The following is a 17286-nucleotide window of genomic DNA, read 5'->3' as shown; positions in this document are numbered from 1 at the left end:
TGTGGTGAGTTATGATTTATAAGGAAGGGCTATGTAGAACGTAGCTCCGTTTTTGTTGTTGTTGCGAACGCCGATTTCCCCTCGCTGGGCCGTTACGAATTCCTTGGCGATATTGAGGCCAAGTCCCGAGCCTGGTTTGGTGTTGGTTGGCGCTTTAAAGAAGCGTTCGAAGATGCGTTCATGGAGTTCATCTGGAACGCCAGGGCCTTCATCGGAAACTGAGAATTCCACGCGGGTCGGCTCTTCGAGCACCTCGCATCTGACTGTGATGGTACCGTGGGTGGGGCTGTGCTTAATCGCGTTTCCGATCAGGTTACCCAAAGCGTGTCGAATGTGGTGTAGGTCGACCATGACCTCCGGTAGCTCCGGCTCCAGCTCCAGATTAATTTTCAGCCCTTGGAGTTTAGCCGGCGTATCAAAAGATTGCATGATGTCTCGCACGACATCTCCAGCGGGCATCGCTTTCAGCTCCAACTGTTTACGACCGCTCTCGAAGCGTGTTAGGTCGAGCAGGCTGTTGAGGGTCCTCAGAAGCCTTTCAGTTTCTTCCGCAGCTGTTTCGATGAGAACAGACTGGGTTTCGTCTAGCCGTTCTTTTTCATCGAGCATGAGTAGGAGAGCCATCCTGACGCTTGTGACTGGCGTTTTTAGCTCATGGCTAACCGTGCTGAGCAGGTCTGACTTAATTTTGTCTAGAAGCCTAAATTCGGTTACGTCCTGTAGCAGAAGAGTTGCCCCGGTGACACCTTCGTTGCGGCCCTTTTCGAAGTTCGGTTGGATTCTCGGCAATAAGAACCGGGTTTGTGCCCCAAAATTAAATTCAATGATACCTGTATAGTCGTAGGCGACGTAGGGCTTACCTGTTTCGAGTACTTGCTCTGTGAGCGTTCGGACGGCTGAAGGGATCTCATCGTCGAAACCGAGAGTATTCAAAAGCGAGCGAGTACTCTGGCTTGCGAATTCTAGTTTCGAGTCGCGATTCACGACTAGAAGAAATTCCGGAATGTTGTCTATAACGTTGGCAAGGGTTGTTGCGTAGCGTCGGCTTTCGGCCTCGCTTTGCTTCAGCGCGTCTTCGTAGGCGCTGTAGTCAGACATGTCGCGGCAAATGGTGGAGATTGCATAGGTTTCACCATCGCCATTTTTATGAGAATAGATGCTTTGGGAAATCGGAATGATTCTTCCGGACCGATCGACAAGGGAGGTTGTTCCGCTCCAGTGACCGTGCTTCAAGGCTTGAGGCAATCCCTCGTTCTGGATGCGCTCAAGAATTTCTGGAGGATGGATGTCCGACAAGTTGAAGCGCGTAATGTCGTCTTTTCGATTGATTCCGAGAAGCTGCCGACCGCCTGTATTCATAAAAGTGAGACGGCCTTCCAAGTCTGTAGAACTGATCAAGTCCAATGACGAATGTACGACCGTAGTTAGCCAATCGCGCTCTTTCTCGTACTGGATCCGTTCGGAAATATCGAGAAAGGTGACGACGTGCCCGCCCTCGCTGTGCTTCACCAAGTTACAGCTGAACTCGATGTGCCGGAGCTTCCCCGCGGCGTCTTCGAAAGAGAACTTTAGGGCGTTTGTCTGATGAGAAGGCGAACGGCCTTTTTCGATGAGGTTCGGGATGGAGACAGACTCCTGCGAAGGATTTGAATTGAAGAGTTCGTATAGCGGCTTAGCCAACACATCCTCCTTCTTCGTGAAGCCCAAAATTTTGACAGCGGAGGTATTCAGCGCGACGCAAACTCCGTGCGCGTCCAAGCGGATGATGCCCTCCGCCAAGCTCTCAAGAATCAGGCGCGATTCAGCTTCTTGGCGCTTGATTACGTCTCTGTTGCGGACGAATTCGGTGATATCTCGATCTATAATCGATGCTCCGACGAGCTCTCCGTGGACGCCGAGCAGAGGGGATACCTGAACTGAAATTTGTTTGAGCTTACCCGATAGCGCGAGCCGCTCCGTTTCGAAAGGTTCGACCGATCTCCCTCTCCGTATTTCGCTGAGGTAACGGTCGATTTCCGTGTTCGCCCTTTCTGTAGAGCCAAAGACCTCTCTTATGTTTTTACCCAATACCTGGCTGGCTGGATAGCCAAACAATGCTTCGGCTCCTTCGTTCCATGACCTCAGCTCCCCATCGAGCGACACAGTGAAAATCGCGTCTGTAGAACTTGATACGATCGACGATAGGAGGCGGGCCTTTTTCTCGGTTTCGCTGATGGAGGAAACGTCGACGAGCGTGCATACGGCTCCACGGAATTCCGAACCGTCGTGGTAGGGAAAGAGTCGTACCAGATAAGGTGTGCCTTGCTTGTCGGTCACCTGTTTTTCGAAGGGTGACTGTTGTTGGCATGTCTTCTTCAGGTCGTCGTAGATTTGGGGGTAGTCAAGGTCGCTTTTGAAGTCCTCTATCGGACGATTGGTGTCACCCGGCTTCAAGTGGAAGAGCTTTGCGACAAGCGGTGTGAAGCGCTTGATATTGAGATCCGCGTCGAGGAAGAAAACGCCGACCTGAGAGGCGACGAGGAGGTTTTCAAGATCGTTGGTCACCTCGCTGAGCTCGATGATCTTTTGCTGGTGCTCGGCGTTGACGGTTTGGAGCTCTTCGTTGACCGATTGGAGCTCCTCGTTGGTGCTTTGCAGTTCCTCGTTGCTAGCTACCAGCTCCTCGTTGGTCGCTTGTAGCTCTTCGTTGCTTGCTTCAAGTTCTTCGATGGCAGCGTGAAGGTTTTCTTGCGTGCTGCTGAGTTCGTCCTCGAGCGATTTAAGGTGATCGCTGTCGGGCATTTCGAAGGCCTCCTTTTCGCGCGGACTCCTATCGGCCAGCGCGACCGCTTCCGCCGCGGTTTCGATGGCCAGCAGGAAACGGGAGGATTTAGTTCGAGAATCCCAAAGCGGGCGGGCGCTGAGGTCTAGTTCCAGCGGGTCCCCTTTCCCTTGGCCGATTTTGATGCCACTCAAGCGGGAGGCTTCGTTGCTGTTCTTTACCCGTCTCAGAAGCGCGGATACTGGATTTCGTAACGGCGCGGGGAGGCAATCCGGAATGCGCACGTTTGCTCGGCCCCCTGGCAGTTTTATGAACTCTTCGGCTTGGTTGAACGTGTGGAGAACAGTGTAGTCCGAATCGATGAGAAGACTTCGAGGCATGAATTGCTCGAGGAGGCTTTCATAGGTGCGAATGAGGTGGCTTTGGCTAAATCTCTCGTCCCAGCCCTGTGAATACGCAGGAAGTGCCTTGAGTTGAGGCATTGTCGAAAAGGTGCTGCTCACGAGAGAGGCAGGGCTGGTGCGTGTCGCCTCGATCTTCCGATAGATCTTCGCTCGTTTGTCGACGGTCTCGAATTCGGTTTCTTGACCGAAAGGTGATTCGCTGGAGCCAAGGAATAGGTAGCCATCTCGTTTCAGTCCGAAATTGAGGAGCGAGAGGACCTTCTTTTTCGCGCTCGGCTTGAAGTAGATGAGCATGTTGCGGCATGAGATCAGGTCCATGCGGGTGAACGGTGGGGAAACCAGAGCGTTGTGGACGGCGAAAATAACCACCGAGCGAAGTTCCTCGGTGGGGCGGTAAGTAAGCCCTTTCTGTTCGAAGTATCGGTCCCGGAGTGTTTCTTCTACGGTTTCGAGATCGTCCTTCTCGTAGATTCCTCGTCCGGCTATTTCCAGCGATTCCTTGTGCACGTCGGTCGCGAAGACCTTAAGCTGAAGGTCCTTGCCCGACTCGCGGATGGCTTCCAAGAAGAGAATCCCGAGTGTGTAAGCCTCTTGCCCGGTGGCGCATCCTTCCACCCACACTCGAATTTCGTCGTTGGGTTGAGCTTTCTGTACAAGGGGTTGAATCGCTTTTTCATCCAACGCCTGCATGGCGGTGTCGTCCCGAAAGAAGGAGGAGACGCCGATAAGGAGGTCGTGAAAAAGTTGGGAAGTCTGGTTTTCGTCGCCAGCGAGGCGCCGCAGATAGTCTTGGGGGTCGCTCGAGCCGACGAGTGCCATGCGTCGGTTGATCCTTCTCAGGATCATGGTCGGATTGTACTGGGTGAAGTCGACCCCGTAGAGATTGCGAAGTTGCAGCAGCACGGCCTTGGTCGCTTCGTCGTATGTCGCATCGTACTCGATGCTAGCAGTCCGCGGGTCGAGATCGCGGGCACGGTTGGCGATGGCTCTGGGGATGGCTTCGGGATCGATCTGAAAGTTGAATTTGCCGGTGGCGGTGGCGGCATCGATCATGCCGGTGAATTTAGCAGTTTCGGCAGTTTGAACGATGGCGAGTCCGCCGGCATCGTGAATCTCTGCGAGGCCGCGCGAGCCGTCGGTGCCAGTGCCGGACAAGATGACCCCGATAGCCCGCGAGCCCGCCTCGCGGGCGAGCGACTTGAGGAAATGATCGATGGGGAGGCTGAGGTGGTCGTTATTGTCGACCTTTATGAGTTGGAGGGCACCGTCGCTGATGACCATCTCGCTTCGCGGGGGCATGAGGTAGATTCTTCCCGCCTCGACCTTCATCCCATCCGTTGCCACGGTTATCGGTAGGGCGACTTTGCGGGCCAGGAGTTCGTCCATCTTCGATTTGAAGTCAGGCGACAAGTGCTGAACCAAGACGTAAGCTGCTTCAAATTGCGGATCAACGTTGGAAAAGAAAACTTGTAAGGCTTCGAGCCCTCCCGCTGAGGCACCGAGGCCAACGATGGGAAAGTGGTCGGAGGTGGTATCGCGCATGTGGGTTGTATCGCTAAAAATTTCGACTTAGATCAGGCGAAATCCGGGCAAATCTCGTGATTGTGGGTTTCAAAATGCAATCTGGCTGAATCGCGTTTCCTCGTTCGTTCGACCCACTGGTTCGGTTTCTTCGGAAATGGTTTTCTCGGCAGTAGGTCTGGAAAAACGCAAGGGTTTTCCTACGAGAGCCGATCTGAAGCAGCTGCATTATTGGTCTCTATGGGTTGGAATTGTGCACCGTTTAGCGGAGCTCAGGCGCCTCACTCTTAGGCTAACTCGGTTCGCGGAGGAGTTGCGGATCAGGACTCAGTTCGACAGCTAGGACCGAAGATCAAATATTGCGTTAGTTTCCGGCGTGAACGCAGCTCATGCCGCGGTTTCTTCTGGCTTTGGGGTCGGAGCGGACGGTGCCACTGTGGGAAGGGCTAGCTCAACTGCTTTGCTGGTTTGCCGCAGGAGCGTCCGGATCTGTCCCGCCGTGTTGCTCGGATTTGGTGGGAGTCTTATGCTCGGTCTTTTTAGGCCGCCGAGTTGCTTGGATGATGAGGCCGATCACGAACAGTGCCAGGGAGGCCAGGCCAAAATACATCAACAGTGTCAGTATGGTGTTCATGGCGGGCGACATTTCATTTTTCGCGCCAAAACGTGCAAAAGGCTATGATTTGCCTCTGTGACCCTCGGGCTTCGACACTAAGGGTAGTAACCGGTGGCATGCATTTTGCGGTGATAAATCATGCATACAACACTAGCTTGGGTCATTTTGTTTTTAGGTTCCGTTGTCGCCGACGGGCAGGATGACACTGGAGGCGAGCTGAGCGGGGCCGAAGGGGCTGCCGGTTCTAGCTCAGGGCTCGATTTAGGGGTTGAATTGAGGGAACGGCTGTCGCGCATAGAGGGCTTGGAATCGGTCGAGCTTTCGGAAGAGGGCGGCGTGGTGACTCTAGAGGGGGAGGTGTCAGATCGAGCCCTTCAACGGCTTGCCGAGGAGGTGAGCAGTTCTCATGAGGGAGTCATCGAAGTACGAAATGAGGTGGTGCTGGGTGGACCTATTGGGGTCCGCTTGGAAGGGGCGATGGAGCGTACTTATGCGAAAGTCGTCACCTTGGTGAACTATGTGCCGCTTTTTCTATTAGCGGTTCTGATCGTAGTAGCGTTTGTGGTTTTAGGTCGTTGGGTGGGCAGTCCGGCAGTGATGCGGCACGTCGTTGAGAAGAACAGATTCCTAAGAGAGGTGGTGGCTCAAGCGGTGCGTATGGCTATCATGCTGGTAGGGCTGGTGATCGCTTTGGAGGTACTCGATGCTACCGCCTTGATGGGGGCAGTCTTTGGGGCTGCGGGGGTGGCCGGTCTGGCAATTGGCTTTGCTTTCCGAGATTTGATCGAAAACTACGTGGCGAGCATGTTGCTCAGTATTCGGCACCCGTTTCGACCGCACGATCATGTGGTGATTGACGGGCATGAAGGCAAGGTGGTGAGTTTGGATACGAGAGCTACCACGCTCATGACTTTGGATGGAAACCACCTCCGCCTGCCAAACGCCATGGTATTCAAAAGCGTGATGCTCAACTACACTCGAAATGCCGAGCGCCGCTTCGATTTTGCGGTGGGTGTGGGCACGGGTGAGGACTTGGTTGAAGCTCGTCGAATCGGGGTGAGGACACTGAGCTCGATGGAAGGCGTGCTCGCTGAACCGGCTCCACTGGCTGTGGTGGCCGGCCTAGCGGACTCGAGCGTGACGATCAGTTTTTTCGCGTGGGTAAACCAAACCGAGCACAGTTTTGTGAAGGTTAAAGGTGAGGCAATACGGCGCGTGAAGCTTGCTTTGGAAGCGGCAGGCATGGATCTACCAGAGCCAATACATCGCGTGCTAATCGAACGTCGAAAGGTCGCCGTACCAGTGCCAGCACCTCAGGATTCGCAGCCTAATCGCGAAGGGGCCATTAGCTCTGAATCAGAAGATGTGTCGCCCGACCACTCCTTGGACCAACAGGTTCGAGAGGAGACCGAACGCTTGTCTGACCGGAACCTATTATTGGATGATGTTCCGAGCGAGTAAGTTCGGCCGCTGAAAACGATTTCAATTTCCTACTTAGAGGACCAGTTCTCTTGGAAGCTGGGATAGAGGCTAAGCCCTCCGTCGATAATTATTGATTGACCGGTCAGGTTCTTGGATTCGTCGCTTACGAGGTACGCGACGCAGCGGGCAATTTCGGCTGGATCGATGATTTTTCGCACGGGAATGTTTTCCAGCGTCTCTTTGCGTACTGCGTCGTCGGAGAGCTTCGAGTTCATCTTTGTGTCTACGGCTCCTGGCCCGACGGAGTTGACGCGAATGTTTCGGTCCGCGTACTCCAGCGCTAGCGTGCGAGTCAAGTTTCGTAGTCCACCCTTGGATACGGAATACGGGAGAAATCCAGGCTTAGGTATCTTCTCGTGAACACTGCTGATGTTTACGATACAACCCTTGGACTTCGGCTTCGCTAGAAACGCTTTGAGCGCCTCCCGGCAGCAAAGTATGGGTCCAATGAGATTCACCGAAATTTCCAGCTGGATGCGGTCGTTTTCGAGTTCGTGTGACGGGCAATCGCTCTGCACGCCTGCGTTGTTGACCAGTATATCTAGAGATCCGAGCTGTTTCTCGACCGCCGTGAACATATCCTCAACCTCTGGAGCTTCAGCGATATTCGCTTTAACCATCATCAAATCCGAGCGAGGCCGCCCAGCCACTGTGAGAATCGTTTGTAGGTCCCTTTCGGTTTCCTCCTTCTTTTCGTCCTCCGAATGGTAATTAACCGCGACCTTTGCTCCTAGTGTCAGGATTGATTGCGCTACTTTTCTTCCGATTCCGGATGTCGCTCCCGTCACGAGGGCCACCTTACCTTGGTATTCATTTTTGGAGGTCATAGCTTGTAGTGGCTTGCACGATACGCGCCGTGTGTCGCTCTAGATCGGATAGGTTTCAGTACAGGCTCTCGGTGGAGTGCACAATGAGTTGTAAAGGATTTGGACTGTAGATGCATTGTGCACTTATTGGGGTGGGTTTATTGCAAAATGCCATTTCAAGAATGAGGAGTGGCGACGGGCCGCTCGGGGCATTGGCCTCGTTAGAGGTCTGGAAAGCTTGGGTGGCGCTGTTCCTGCGAGGTTCATTCCTCCATATGACCCTCTCTCCGAAGCATCTACAGCTTTACCAAAAGATAGCCTGGCTCTTCATCAAGTACGCCAAGCCTGCTATAGTCGAGCAGGCGAACTTCGGAGCTGAAGCGAAAGCGGAAACGAGTAAGGACAAAGAAGCGCCCGAAAAATTCGCAAGTTCGTTGGAGGAGATGGGACCGACCTTCGTAAAGTTGGGACAACTCATTTCCACCAGAGGCGATCTTTTGCCGAAGCGATATATCGAAAGTCTGGAGCGTTTGCAGGACGATGTAGACCCGCTCCCGATTGAAACAATTCGGGAGGCTCTGGAAACCGAGTTGAACGTTCGGATTTCCAAGGCGTTCCAGAGTTTCGAGGACACGCCAATCGCGTCGGCATCGCTGGGACAAGTGCACCGCGCCGTATTGAGAGATGGAACGGAGGTTGTCGTGAAGGTCCAACGACCGGATGTGACTGAGCGGATTAATACAGATTTAGAGGCGCTGTCGGCGATTGCCGATTACGCGGACAATCATTCGGAGCTCGGCCAGCGCTACCGTTTCTCAGGTATCATCGAGCAATTTCAGAGGAGTATCGCCGACGAGCTTGATTACACGTTGGAAGCCCAGAATTTGAATACGATGAGGGAAATCGTGAAAGACTATCCCCGATTGATCGTACCGAAGCCGGTTGATGGTTATTGCAGCGCCAAGGTCCTGACGATGGAGATGATTGACGGGGTCAAGGTCACCGATCTGTCGGGCGTAGCGATGACAGAACTCGACGGGGAGGCGCTCGCGGAGGAGATGTTTAAAGCTTATTTGCGACAGGTCTTGGTTGTTGGATTTTATCATTCGGATCCGCATCCTGGGAATGTACTTGTCACCCGTGACCACCGTGTTGCTTTGATAGATCTGGGCATGGTGGGTCGCTTGAGTGAGTCGATGAGAGACAAGCTCTTTTCCCTTTTAACGGGTATCTGCGAGAAAGACGCGGATCGCGTTTGCGATGTTGCTCTCAAGATGACGGATTCTCCTGCTCACGCAGTTTCTCGCACTCTTTTCACGGGGGAAATCGCGGATTTGCTGGGACGGGCCCACGATGCCCAGGTACAGCAATTGAAGTTTGGCTCCGTTGTGATGGATGTAATGCGAATCTGTGCGGAGCAAGGATTGGAGATTCCTCGCGAACTTTCTCTCCTCGGCAAGACCTTGCTAAACCTGGACCGGGTTGGGATGGCCTTGGCTCCTACTTTTAACCCGAACGCGAGTATCCAAAGGAACCTAAACTCGATCGCGCGAGAACGCTCTCTCAACTCGCTCAAACAGGGGGATCTTCTCTCAATGTTGTTGGAGTTCAAGGAGCTTATTTCCCGTTCGCCTCAGCGCGTAAATGATATCTTGGGATTGCTGGCTGAGAATCGATTACGCATCGATGTTGATGCCGTCGACGAGGTCGCGCTCATCCGCGGTTTCCAAAAGATCGCAAACAGGATCGCAATGGGCGCGATAATCGGAGCAATGATCGTGGGCGCCTCCTTAATGATGGATATCGAAACGGGGTTCTCAATTTTCGGTTATCCGGGGTTCCCGATGTCAATAATGATAGTTTCGGGAATTCTGGCACTTGGCTTCACGTACACTGTCTTAAGCAACGACAAATAAGTAGCGTCTGCCCAGCGCTTCAGGGTAAGCTGGGGCGATCGATTGGCAGAAGTTTTTTAGTTAGTCACAACAAATAAATATAGATAAATGAAAAAATCATACATCAGAATTATGTTAGCGTCCGTACTTATCAGCTCGATGTTGGGGCTGGTCGCATGTGGTACAGTTGGTGGCGTCGGTGAGGACGTCGAAGACCTCGGTGAGGAGATCCAGGACGCCTCAAATTAATCGCTAGTAAAAAGCTAAAATATGAAAGGGCCATTCGTTGATGAGTGGCCCTTTATTTTATTTACGTTTAGGGATATAGCCCTTAAATTGTAATTGTTTAGCGGAGGTCGCTGTAATCTAAAATGTGTATAACTTGGTAGTAAGTGTCTATCTATAAACAATCGGAGTCCATGCGATCATAGCTAAGTCGTTCGCGCTGCGCGTAGTGGTCGCCTCATCGGGAAACTCGCCCGTGCGGATTGGGTTTCTTTATGCACATATGTACTCTGCAGGCTGTCGAACGCGATTTTTTCTCTGATTGCCATAAAGGGAATAGATTGCGCTGCTAGCTTGAGTGATGAAGTGCTTGCTGCTTTGTTTTCTATTCTCCGGAGAGTTCTCTCCCGCAGCATAATGCTTGCTGTTTCAAGTGCCTCTAGTGTATCGGAAACGGATCGAGGCTTTTCCATGAAAAAGCCCAAAGGGGTGGTGTTCCTCCCCGAAGTCCACCGAATTAAGAATCCCGTGCGTTCCAAAAAGCTGTAGATGTGGCACTTCTTGGCGAATGACCTAATCGCCCGCAGGTTACGATTGGCCGAGTCGATATAATGTCCGATGGGGGCTCCACAATCCTGAGGACTTTGTGAGGCTGCCTTCGGAAGGAGGCCCGCGAGGTATCTCATATATAGGCAAAGGAGGATAGCATCATGTATCTCTCTTTTCAGCTCTACACTTTCAACTCTAGGTCGGTACGGATTCTGTGGAATGAGTAATTTCAGGGCTGCAGTTGTTTAAGAGTTAGATTCCGTTTCTCGTTTTCTATCTACTACTATTTTGCACATGCCGTGCCCTCTCTCGGTTTGAGCCAAAGTTTTTTTTTCAGAGTCGAGGAAGGGGCGATGAATTCGCGGCAAAGAGGATGGGAGACTCCTTCGAGCCACTGCAAGGAACAAACGGGGTAAGCAAAGTGCAACTAGCTCGAATGCGGTTTGCATCTTTTGCAGGGGCGAATCTGCGGGTCGAAAGGCGATTCAACTAATTTCCCTCTGACGGTAGCAAGTTGGCGCGATATTGGCGTAAGGGATATATAGGTGCTGAGGAGCATCTACAGGTGCTGAGGAGCATCTACAGGAAGGACACAAGTGGCGGTCCCGCTTTGGTGGGACCGTCTTTGTTCTTGGAACCTTCTGGCGAACGATGACGCACTCAGTTCTCAAGCTGGTACTTTGCCTTTATCTCAGCGAGGCCGCCTGATTCAAGAAACTCCAGCAACGACAGGTTGATCCTCTCTCGTTGCTCGGGTGCGACGTTCAAAGCGAAAGCATAGTCCTGAGATTGTAGATTGAGCGGAAGGATGTTCAGGCTGTCGTCGGCAGGAAAGTAGTAGGTCAGCAGGTCTTTGTCGTAAACAAGGGTTTTGATGCTCTTGTTTTGGAGCGAATCGATTGCGTCCTCAATACTTGAATACGATACAGGTTTTGCACCGAGATCGTCGAGGTAGGATTCGCTTGTAGAGCCAGCTACAGTCCCGACTCTACGTCCAACCAGATCATCGGCGCTTTCGATCGGTGAACCGATTGAATTCACGGTGAGGGACGTGGCGATCGAAGCAGTGAAGCCGGATATCACGATGATACTGGTGAACATCCACACGAGGGCTACCAGTCGCCCCCCTAAGGTTACCGGAGCTTTGTCACCGTATCCAACTGTGGTCATCGTCACTGCCGACCACCAAAATCCGTCTCCGATGCCATTCAGGCGACCGCCGCCGAACTGCTCTGGGTTTGCCCGTCGCTCGAATAGCCAGATTGCGAACCCTGCGCTTAGGAGGACAAGGAGCAGTGCGAATAGAGCAGAGAAGAATTGCCATGAGAAAAACGCACTTATCACGGCTAGCCAGTTGAGTCCTGCGGCCTCTGCGTGGGCGGCCACACCGAGTTCTGAGCTGTAGTAGCTATGCGAGAAATCGAGTGTCTTCTCCCTTTCGCTCGTGAGGGTGATCGCGGAAACCGCTGCTTGAAATTCTGCAGTGGACACGCCTTCAAGCATGCGTTCGAGGGTCGCTTCTTGGTACCGGTAGTCGATACCGGCGTCCGCAGCGACCCTTTCCCAAACGTCGATGGTCAATCCCTCCCAAGCCCCCGATTGATTTTTCATAGAGAAAGGGGGCGTCTCCTTAGTTGCTACGATAAGCTCTTGGGAAAAAGCGGCTTGGCCTAGGAAGAAAAGTAGTAGTGTCAGTAATTTCATAGTGCGGTTGTCGATGGTTTATATTGGGGAGTAGATTTCGGAGCTCGGCAATTAATTGAGTTTCATTGCACATCGATTTAGTCCACATTATATAACTCTATCGAAGGCCTACTTCTATGGGGCGTCTGTAGGGTTGTTAGATACGATGATTACAACAACCTAGATTACGCTTGGATTAATCCAAAAAGGGAAAATCCCCATCAGCCGGCACGTTCATGCCTCGGGCTAGTCACAAACGTTTATCGAAAGGTCTAAGTCGGGTCCGGGTGGCTTAATCAGGCGAATGGGCCTGCAGCTTACATGCTATGGTTTCACCGTGCATCCCCTTACCCGCATGAGCATTTGCGTGGGGCGGATTGCATTTAACTTCGTGCATTGTGAGCTCTGTTCAGCTTGCGTTGGTTGGAAGTGAGAGTTGGCGGTATTGCTTAGCCAACAGCTATAGAAGTAGCCCTGTGAGACGGTTGTTTGAGGGCCTCTTAAATCATAGGTGAAACAGCTTGGCACAAGCTTTGCAAATGGACCAGCAACCAAAAGACGAACTCAACCAATTTATCGATGATCCAAATACCTAACTCTGTTGCATCTTCGAATCCTTACGGGTTCGATACGTTACGTTTCCGAAATGAGGGAATATGTGAAGGGATACTCGGAGCGGTGGGCGACACGCCCCTCGTACGCTTGTCGCGGTATCTCGACCAAACCGATGTAGAGTTGTTCGCCAAGGTGGAATCATGCAATCCTGGGGGAAGTGCTAAAGACAGACCAGCCCTTAAGATGATCGAGGATGCCTTGGAATCCGGAGAGCTCGAGGTGGGTCAGACTGTGGTGGAATCGACCTCGGGCAACATGGGAATCGGTCTGGCTCAAGCTTGTCGCTACTACGGGCTTAAGCTCATTTGCGTGGTCGATCCGAATGCACAGCGCCAAAATGTTGCGATTATGCAGGCTCTCGGAGCGGAGATTGAATGGGTTGAGCAACCGGTTAACGGTGATTTTCTCTCTGCCCGTCTTCTACGAGTTAGCCAAATCATCAGAGACAATCCGGACGCGTATTGGACTAATCAATACGGTAACGAACGGAATCCAGCAGCTCACTTCGAGGGCACGATACAGGAAATCGACGATAAGTTAGGCGATTCATACGACGTGGTATTTGTTGCCACTAGCAGCACCGGAACAGCCAGAGGGTGCCGCGACTTTTTGATAGAGAGGCGACCGAAGGTGCAGGTTGTCGCGGTTGACGCAGAAGGCAGCGTGCTATTTGGCGGTGAGAAAGGACGGAGGAAGATTCCGGGGCTGGGAGCAGGGGTGATGCCGGAGCTGGCAGAGGGCCAGACCTTCGACACTCACTGCCGCGTATCGGATCTGCGCTGTGTCGTAGGTTGTAGGCGACTAGCTGAGCGTGAAGCGATGCTGGTGGGTGGTTCTGCCGGAGGAGTATTGGAAGCGGTGCGATCTATGCAGTCTCAGCTCAGCGGCAAACGTTGCGTGGCTATCCTACACGACTCAGGGATGCGCTATCTTGATACGATTTACTCAGACCAGTGGGTGGAGGACACTCTCGGAGCGAAGCCAGCTGACTTACAATCACTCGTAGATGCCAATTGGGTCGAATGCCTGGAGCAGTCGAAGGATTAGAGCACTATGATAGGTCCTTATCTCACCGATCGATCCTCGATAGGGGAGGGCACGCCTAGGCGCCTAGGTATAGTGGGCTGTGGCCCGCGCGGTCTGTTTTGTTTGGAGCGACTTGCGAATGAGATTGCCGCGGGAGGGAAGGTTGCTCGCTACAGCATTACCATTTTCGAGCCATGCCCGTGGCCCGGTGCAGGTTGCGTGTACGACTTGAGGCAAGCAGAGTATTTGAGAATTAACTACGCTTCTGAGAACATAGACGTCTGGAGCCTACGTGAACGACCACGTCCGCAATCGTTGGTAGAGTGGTTGGCTACGAATGGAGAATCCGTCTGGAAGGGTGAGTCTTATGTTCCCAGAGCAGTGGCAGGTGACTACTTGCAGGATTGTTTTAGAGAAGTGGTAGAGGAGTTGGGGGAATTCGGCTGCTCGATTACGATAGTTCCCAAGAAAGTTGATCAAATCGGAATGGGAAGAGAAGAGGTGTCTTTGCGAACGTTCGATAAGTGGCACGAGTTTGATGAGGTCGTGGTAGCTACCGGGCATGAAGGCTGGAGGCCGCCGTCGAGCGGATCAGCGATGTCCTTAGAAACCCGCTTAGCTGTGCCTCATGTGTTTCCGGTGGATAAGATGTTATCGACCGCTAGCGTGCCTCCTGGCAGCCGTGTCGCTGTGAGGGGGTTTTCTCTTTGCTTTATCGACGCCGCACTCGCTTTGACACAAGGAAGAGGCGGAGCTTTTCTTCGTACGAGCACCGGTTACAAATATATAAAAAGTCGCTACGAACCAGCTTCTATATACCCCTATTGCCGAACGGGCCGTCCGATGCGGTGCAAACCCGAAGCGAGCCGGATGAGCTTGCCCGCGAGCATACGGACTGTTTGGAGCGAAGGGCGTGGCTGGTTGGCCGATCATCTTTCGGATGAACCGGTTTCTTTTCAGAGGCTCATTTGGCCGATCGTATTAGACAGCGCGGAGCGAGCAATGCGGCTCTGTGGTGTCCGGGGCAATGTTTCCGAGTGGTTGGAAGGGTGGATGAAGCTAGGTTCAGATCCGTGGGACATCTTCGATGAGATGAGTAAAGCCTGCAGTATTGCCGCAGGTCGTCGAGCTGTGGATTCTGGCTGGGCTTTGGGCGAAAGTTGGAGGCAGCTGTATCCAGCCATTGCTCAATTAGTAGAGCGTGGAGGTCTTGAAAAGGGCCAATGGGAGCCGTTTTGGAAGATGCATCGCGAGATGGAACGCATCGCATTCGGGCCGCCTTTAGAAAACATGGAGAAGATTGTGGCGTTGATGGGTGCAGGGGTGGTCCGCTTGAATGCTGTAAAGTCTCCAGATTACCAATACGATTACGATTTGGAACGCTTTATTACCGAACGTTACGCTTTATCGGTGGATGTTCATGTGGATGCGGTTTTACCAGGGTTTCAAGATTTCGCGAAGGGCTCTTTAATAGGGCGTCTGGTGGAGCTCGGTATCGCGCGTCGTGACCCCACCAGCGGTGGAGTCGAGGTAACGAAAAGTGGAGCATTGGTAGGTAAGAGCGGCCAGCCGAGCGCTCGTTTGCATTACTTTGGCCGGGCTACGGAAGGGTGGCTGTTGGGAAATGACAGCCTAGGAAGGAACGCTAGAGAGGGTATCTCCCAGTGGGCTAAGCTTAGCGTTGAGAACGCGTCTGAGCCTGAGGTTCGCGCACTGCGATGACGATGCAGAATGGTGGAAGAAAGTCGGCGGTCCGATTCGAGCGAAGTAGGTTGGAGGGAGTTGCTCCGTTAACTGCTCGACTCGAACCTTGGATGAAGGATGCTAGGTTCGGTCAAATCTTAGAGAAAGGGCGCGATCTGCACGGCTCTCCTTTCAACCTCGTCAACACCGAACCGTTTGTTCGAAATCTCGAGAGGTTGAAGACGGTGGGTTGTACACACGATTTGGACATAGCGACTTTTTTCGCACGCAAAGCGAACAAGTGCCTGTCCTTCGTACATGCGTGCAGAGAAAATGGATACGGAGTGGACGTTGCGAGTGAAATCGAGCTAGACCAGGCTCTGCGTTGTGGAGTCGCCTCCGGAAAGATCGCTTGTACTGCCGCGGTAAAGTCCCGCTCGCTGCTTTCGAAATGTCTGGAGAGAGACGTGTGTGTGGTTCTCGATAACTCAGACGAGATAGATCTTGCTGTATCGCTCGCTCGGGACAGTCAAAAAACGATGAAGGTCGCACTGCGTCTTTCGGGCTTTGAGCATGCAGGCCTGAGGCTCGAATCCCGCTTTGGTTTTCCGGTAGGGGATATTGGAAGTGTTTTAAGTGACCACGTGTTGGCGCATCTAGAGCTTGCTGGGCTGCACTTCCATTTGGATGGATATTGTTATCAACAGCGCGTCTCCGCCCTTTGGCAGTGTTTGGATGTATCAGATTGGATATTACAGAAGAAAGGTGTCCGACTTGGGTTTATTGACTGCGGGGGAGGTGTTCCGATTTCTTATCTCGCGAGTGCCGAGCAGTGGCAAGGGTTCTGGTCGAGGCACGATGCGGCTCTGTTGGGCACGGGCGATCCGGTCACATTTGACAATGACGGATACGGGCGGGTCTCTGTCGACGGACGTCTCTTCGGAAACGTGAAACGATATCCGTTTTATCAAGAGCTCGTTCAGGAGGAGTGGCTGGCTAAAATTGTGAACTCAAGTCGACGCGGAGAAACGTTAGGGGGTTCCCTAGCTGGGCGAAGGCTGCAATTGCGGTTGGAGCCAGGTCGGAGTGCCCTAGACGGATGTGGGGTTACGGTCGCCGAAGTTGCGTACCGTAAGCGCCACAGCAACGGCCAAATTTTGGTCGGCCTTGCGATGAATCATACGCAGTGCCGCACGAGTAGCGTAGACTTCTTTGCGGACCCACTTCTGTACCGTTGCGCGCGCCCGATGCCCGACCAACGCGAAGTGCCTACCGATTCGGGCTTTTTGGTAGGATCCTATTGTACGGAATCCGAGTTTCTCAGCTTACGGGAGTTTCGATTCCCTGAAGGAATCGCAGTGGGAGACTTGGTCGTTTTCCCGAATACGGCTGGATACTTTATGCACTTTAAGGAGAGTCGGTCGCACCAATTCCCTTTAGCGAAAAATTTGGTGGTAACACCCAGAGAGGTGAGACTGGACCAAATCGACTGGTAATTACGAGTCGAAGACCGAGATGCGTCCGTTTCCGAATCGGATTGTTTGAGGTGCAGCACTTGGTCTTCGATGGGTTTTCAATCCCTTGAGATTGATAGAGCGTAGGTTGTACCTGAATGCAATGGGACGCGACTCGCTTTTTCAAAAGCGAGTCGCGCCACTGGAATGTTAGTAAGTTAGGATTGCGCGCTTATGCTACCACTCTGGCGAAGACCAAAGGTGCGTGTGACTTGAGCAAGCCTATTTTTTAGCAATTATATATACTGCGTGAATGACACCAGGGATGTATCCCAATATGGTCAGCAGGATGTTTAGCCAAAAATGAAAGCCGATACCGACTTGCAGGAATACTCCAACGGGTGGAAGTATTATTGATAGTATTATTCTTAAGAGGTCCATCGTGTGCGGATTTTTAGGAGTTAATGTGATTTATCTGAGATTTTTTTGATGCGAGCTTTAACCGTGGTGAAATGGCCGCTCTAGTAGGGAGACCGTGTTCTGCCTCCCTAGAAGCAATGCTTACT

11 protein-coding genes and 1 pseudogene are annotated in these 17286 nt (G+C 52.6%); 7 read left to right on the top strand and 5 right to left on the bottom strand.

The genetic code is table 11. From position 1 onward, the window contains the following. Positions 1–9: 9 nt before the first annotated feature. Both QEH53_RS18750 and QEH53_RS18745 read right to left on the bottom strand, forming a co-directional pair. On the bottom strand, positions 10–4707 hold the full coding sequence (locus QEH53_RS18750; protein WP_309024751.1) for a chemotaxis protein CheB: 4698 nt from the start codon (positions 4705–4707) through the stop codon (positions 10–12). Positions 4708–5137: 430 nt separating this feature from the next. Next, on the bottom strand, positions 5138–5320 hold the full coding sequence (locus tag QEH53_RS18745) for a hypothetical protein (RefSeq protein WP_309024750.1): 183 nt from the start codon (positions 5318–5320) through the stop codon (positions 5138–5140). 120 nt (positions 5321–5440) lie between these two features. Between QEH53_RS18745 and QEH53_RS18740 the strand changes: the two genes are divergently transcribed. After that, positions 5441–6763, top strand: a complete 1323-nt coding sequence (locus QEH53_RS18740) for a mechanosensitive ion channel family protein (RefSeq protein WP_309024749.1) — start codon at positions 5441–5443, stop codon at positions 6761–6763. A gap of 29 nt (positions 6764–6792) precedes the next feature. Here QEH53_RS18740 and QEH53_RS18735 read toward each other — a convergent pair whose 3' ends face one another. After that, positions 6793–7611: an SDR family oxidoreductase gene (locus QEH53_RS18735; RefSeq protein ID WP_309024748.1), complete on the bottom strand. Its 819-nt coding sequence runs from the start codon at positions 7609–7611 to the stop codon at positions 6793–6795. A 254-nt stretch (positions 7612–7865) separates the two neighbouring features. Between QEH53_RS18735 and QEH53_RS18730 the strand changes: the two genes are divergently transcribed. Next, positions 7866–9506: an AarF/UbiB family protein gene (locus QEH53_RS18730; protein ID WP_309024747.1), complete on the top strand. Its 1641-nt coding sequence runs from the start codon at positions 7866–7868 to the stop codon at positions 9504–9506. Positions 9507–9593: 87 nt separating this feature from the next. Further along, positions 9594–9734, top strand: a complete 141-nt coding sequence (locus tag QEH53_RS18725; protein WP_309024746.1) for an entericidin A/B family lipoprotein — start codon at positions 9594–9596, stop codon at positions 9732–9734. Between the two features lie 1185 nt (positions 9735–10919). Here the strand turns inward: QEH53_RS18725 and QEH53_RS18720 are convergent. Next, positions 10920–11963 carry a transporter substrate-binding domain-containing protein gene (locus QEH53_RS18720; protein WP_309024745.1) on the bottom strand — a complete coding sequence of 348 codons (1044 nt, stop codon included), beginning with the start codon at positions 11961–11963 and terminating at the stop codon, positions 10920–10922. Between the two features lie 558 nt (positions 11964–12521). Between QEH53_RS18720 and sbnA the strand changes: the two genes are divergently transcribed. From sbnA to QEH53_RS18705, 4 genes and pseudogenes are all read left to right on the top strand, one after another. Beyond that, entirely contained in the window at positions 12522–13604 is a 1083-nt protein-coding gene (gene sbnA / locus QEH53_RS18715; RefSeq protein ID WP_309024744.1) for a 2,3-diaminopropionate biosynthesis protein SbnA, read from the top strand. A gap of 6 nt (positions 13605–13610) precedes the next feature. Then, positions 13611–14135: pseudogene (locus tag QEH53_RS24475) on the top strand (FAD/NAD(P)-binding protein); the annotation flags it as partial. Between the two features lie 318 nt (positions 14136–14453). Beyond that, positions 14454–15305, top strand: a complete 852-nt coding sequence (locus tag QEH53_RS18710) for a hypothetical protein (RefSeq protein WP_309024743.1) — start codon at positions 14454–14456, stop codon at positions 15303–15305. 92 nt (positions 15306–15397) lie between these two features. Next, on the top strand, positions 15398–16762 hold the full coding sequence (locus QEH53_RS18705; protein WP_309024742.1) for a hypothetical protein: 1365 nt from the start codon (positions 15398–15400) through the stop codon (positions 16760–16762). A gap of 240 nt (positions 16763–17002) precedes the next feature. Here QEH53_RS18705 and QEH53_RS18700 read toward each other — a convergent pair whose 3' ends face one another. Continuing rightward, complete coding sequence (locus QEH53_RS18700) at positions 17003–17161, bottom strand: YqaE/Pmp3 family membrane protein (RefSeq protein ID WP_309024741.1); 159 nt, start codon at positions 17159–17161, stop codon at positions 17003–17005. Positions 17162–17286 lie beyond the last annotated feature (125 nt).

The organism is Pelagicoccus sp. SDUM812002 (assembly GCF_031127835.1).
Classification (GTDB): Bacteria; Verrucomicrobiota; Verrucomicrobiia; order Opitutales; family Opitutaceae; genus Pelagicoccus.
The sequence above is the reverse complement of the archived record's forward strand: the minus strand, read 5'-3'. Positions and strand labels throughout refer to the sequence as shown.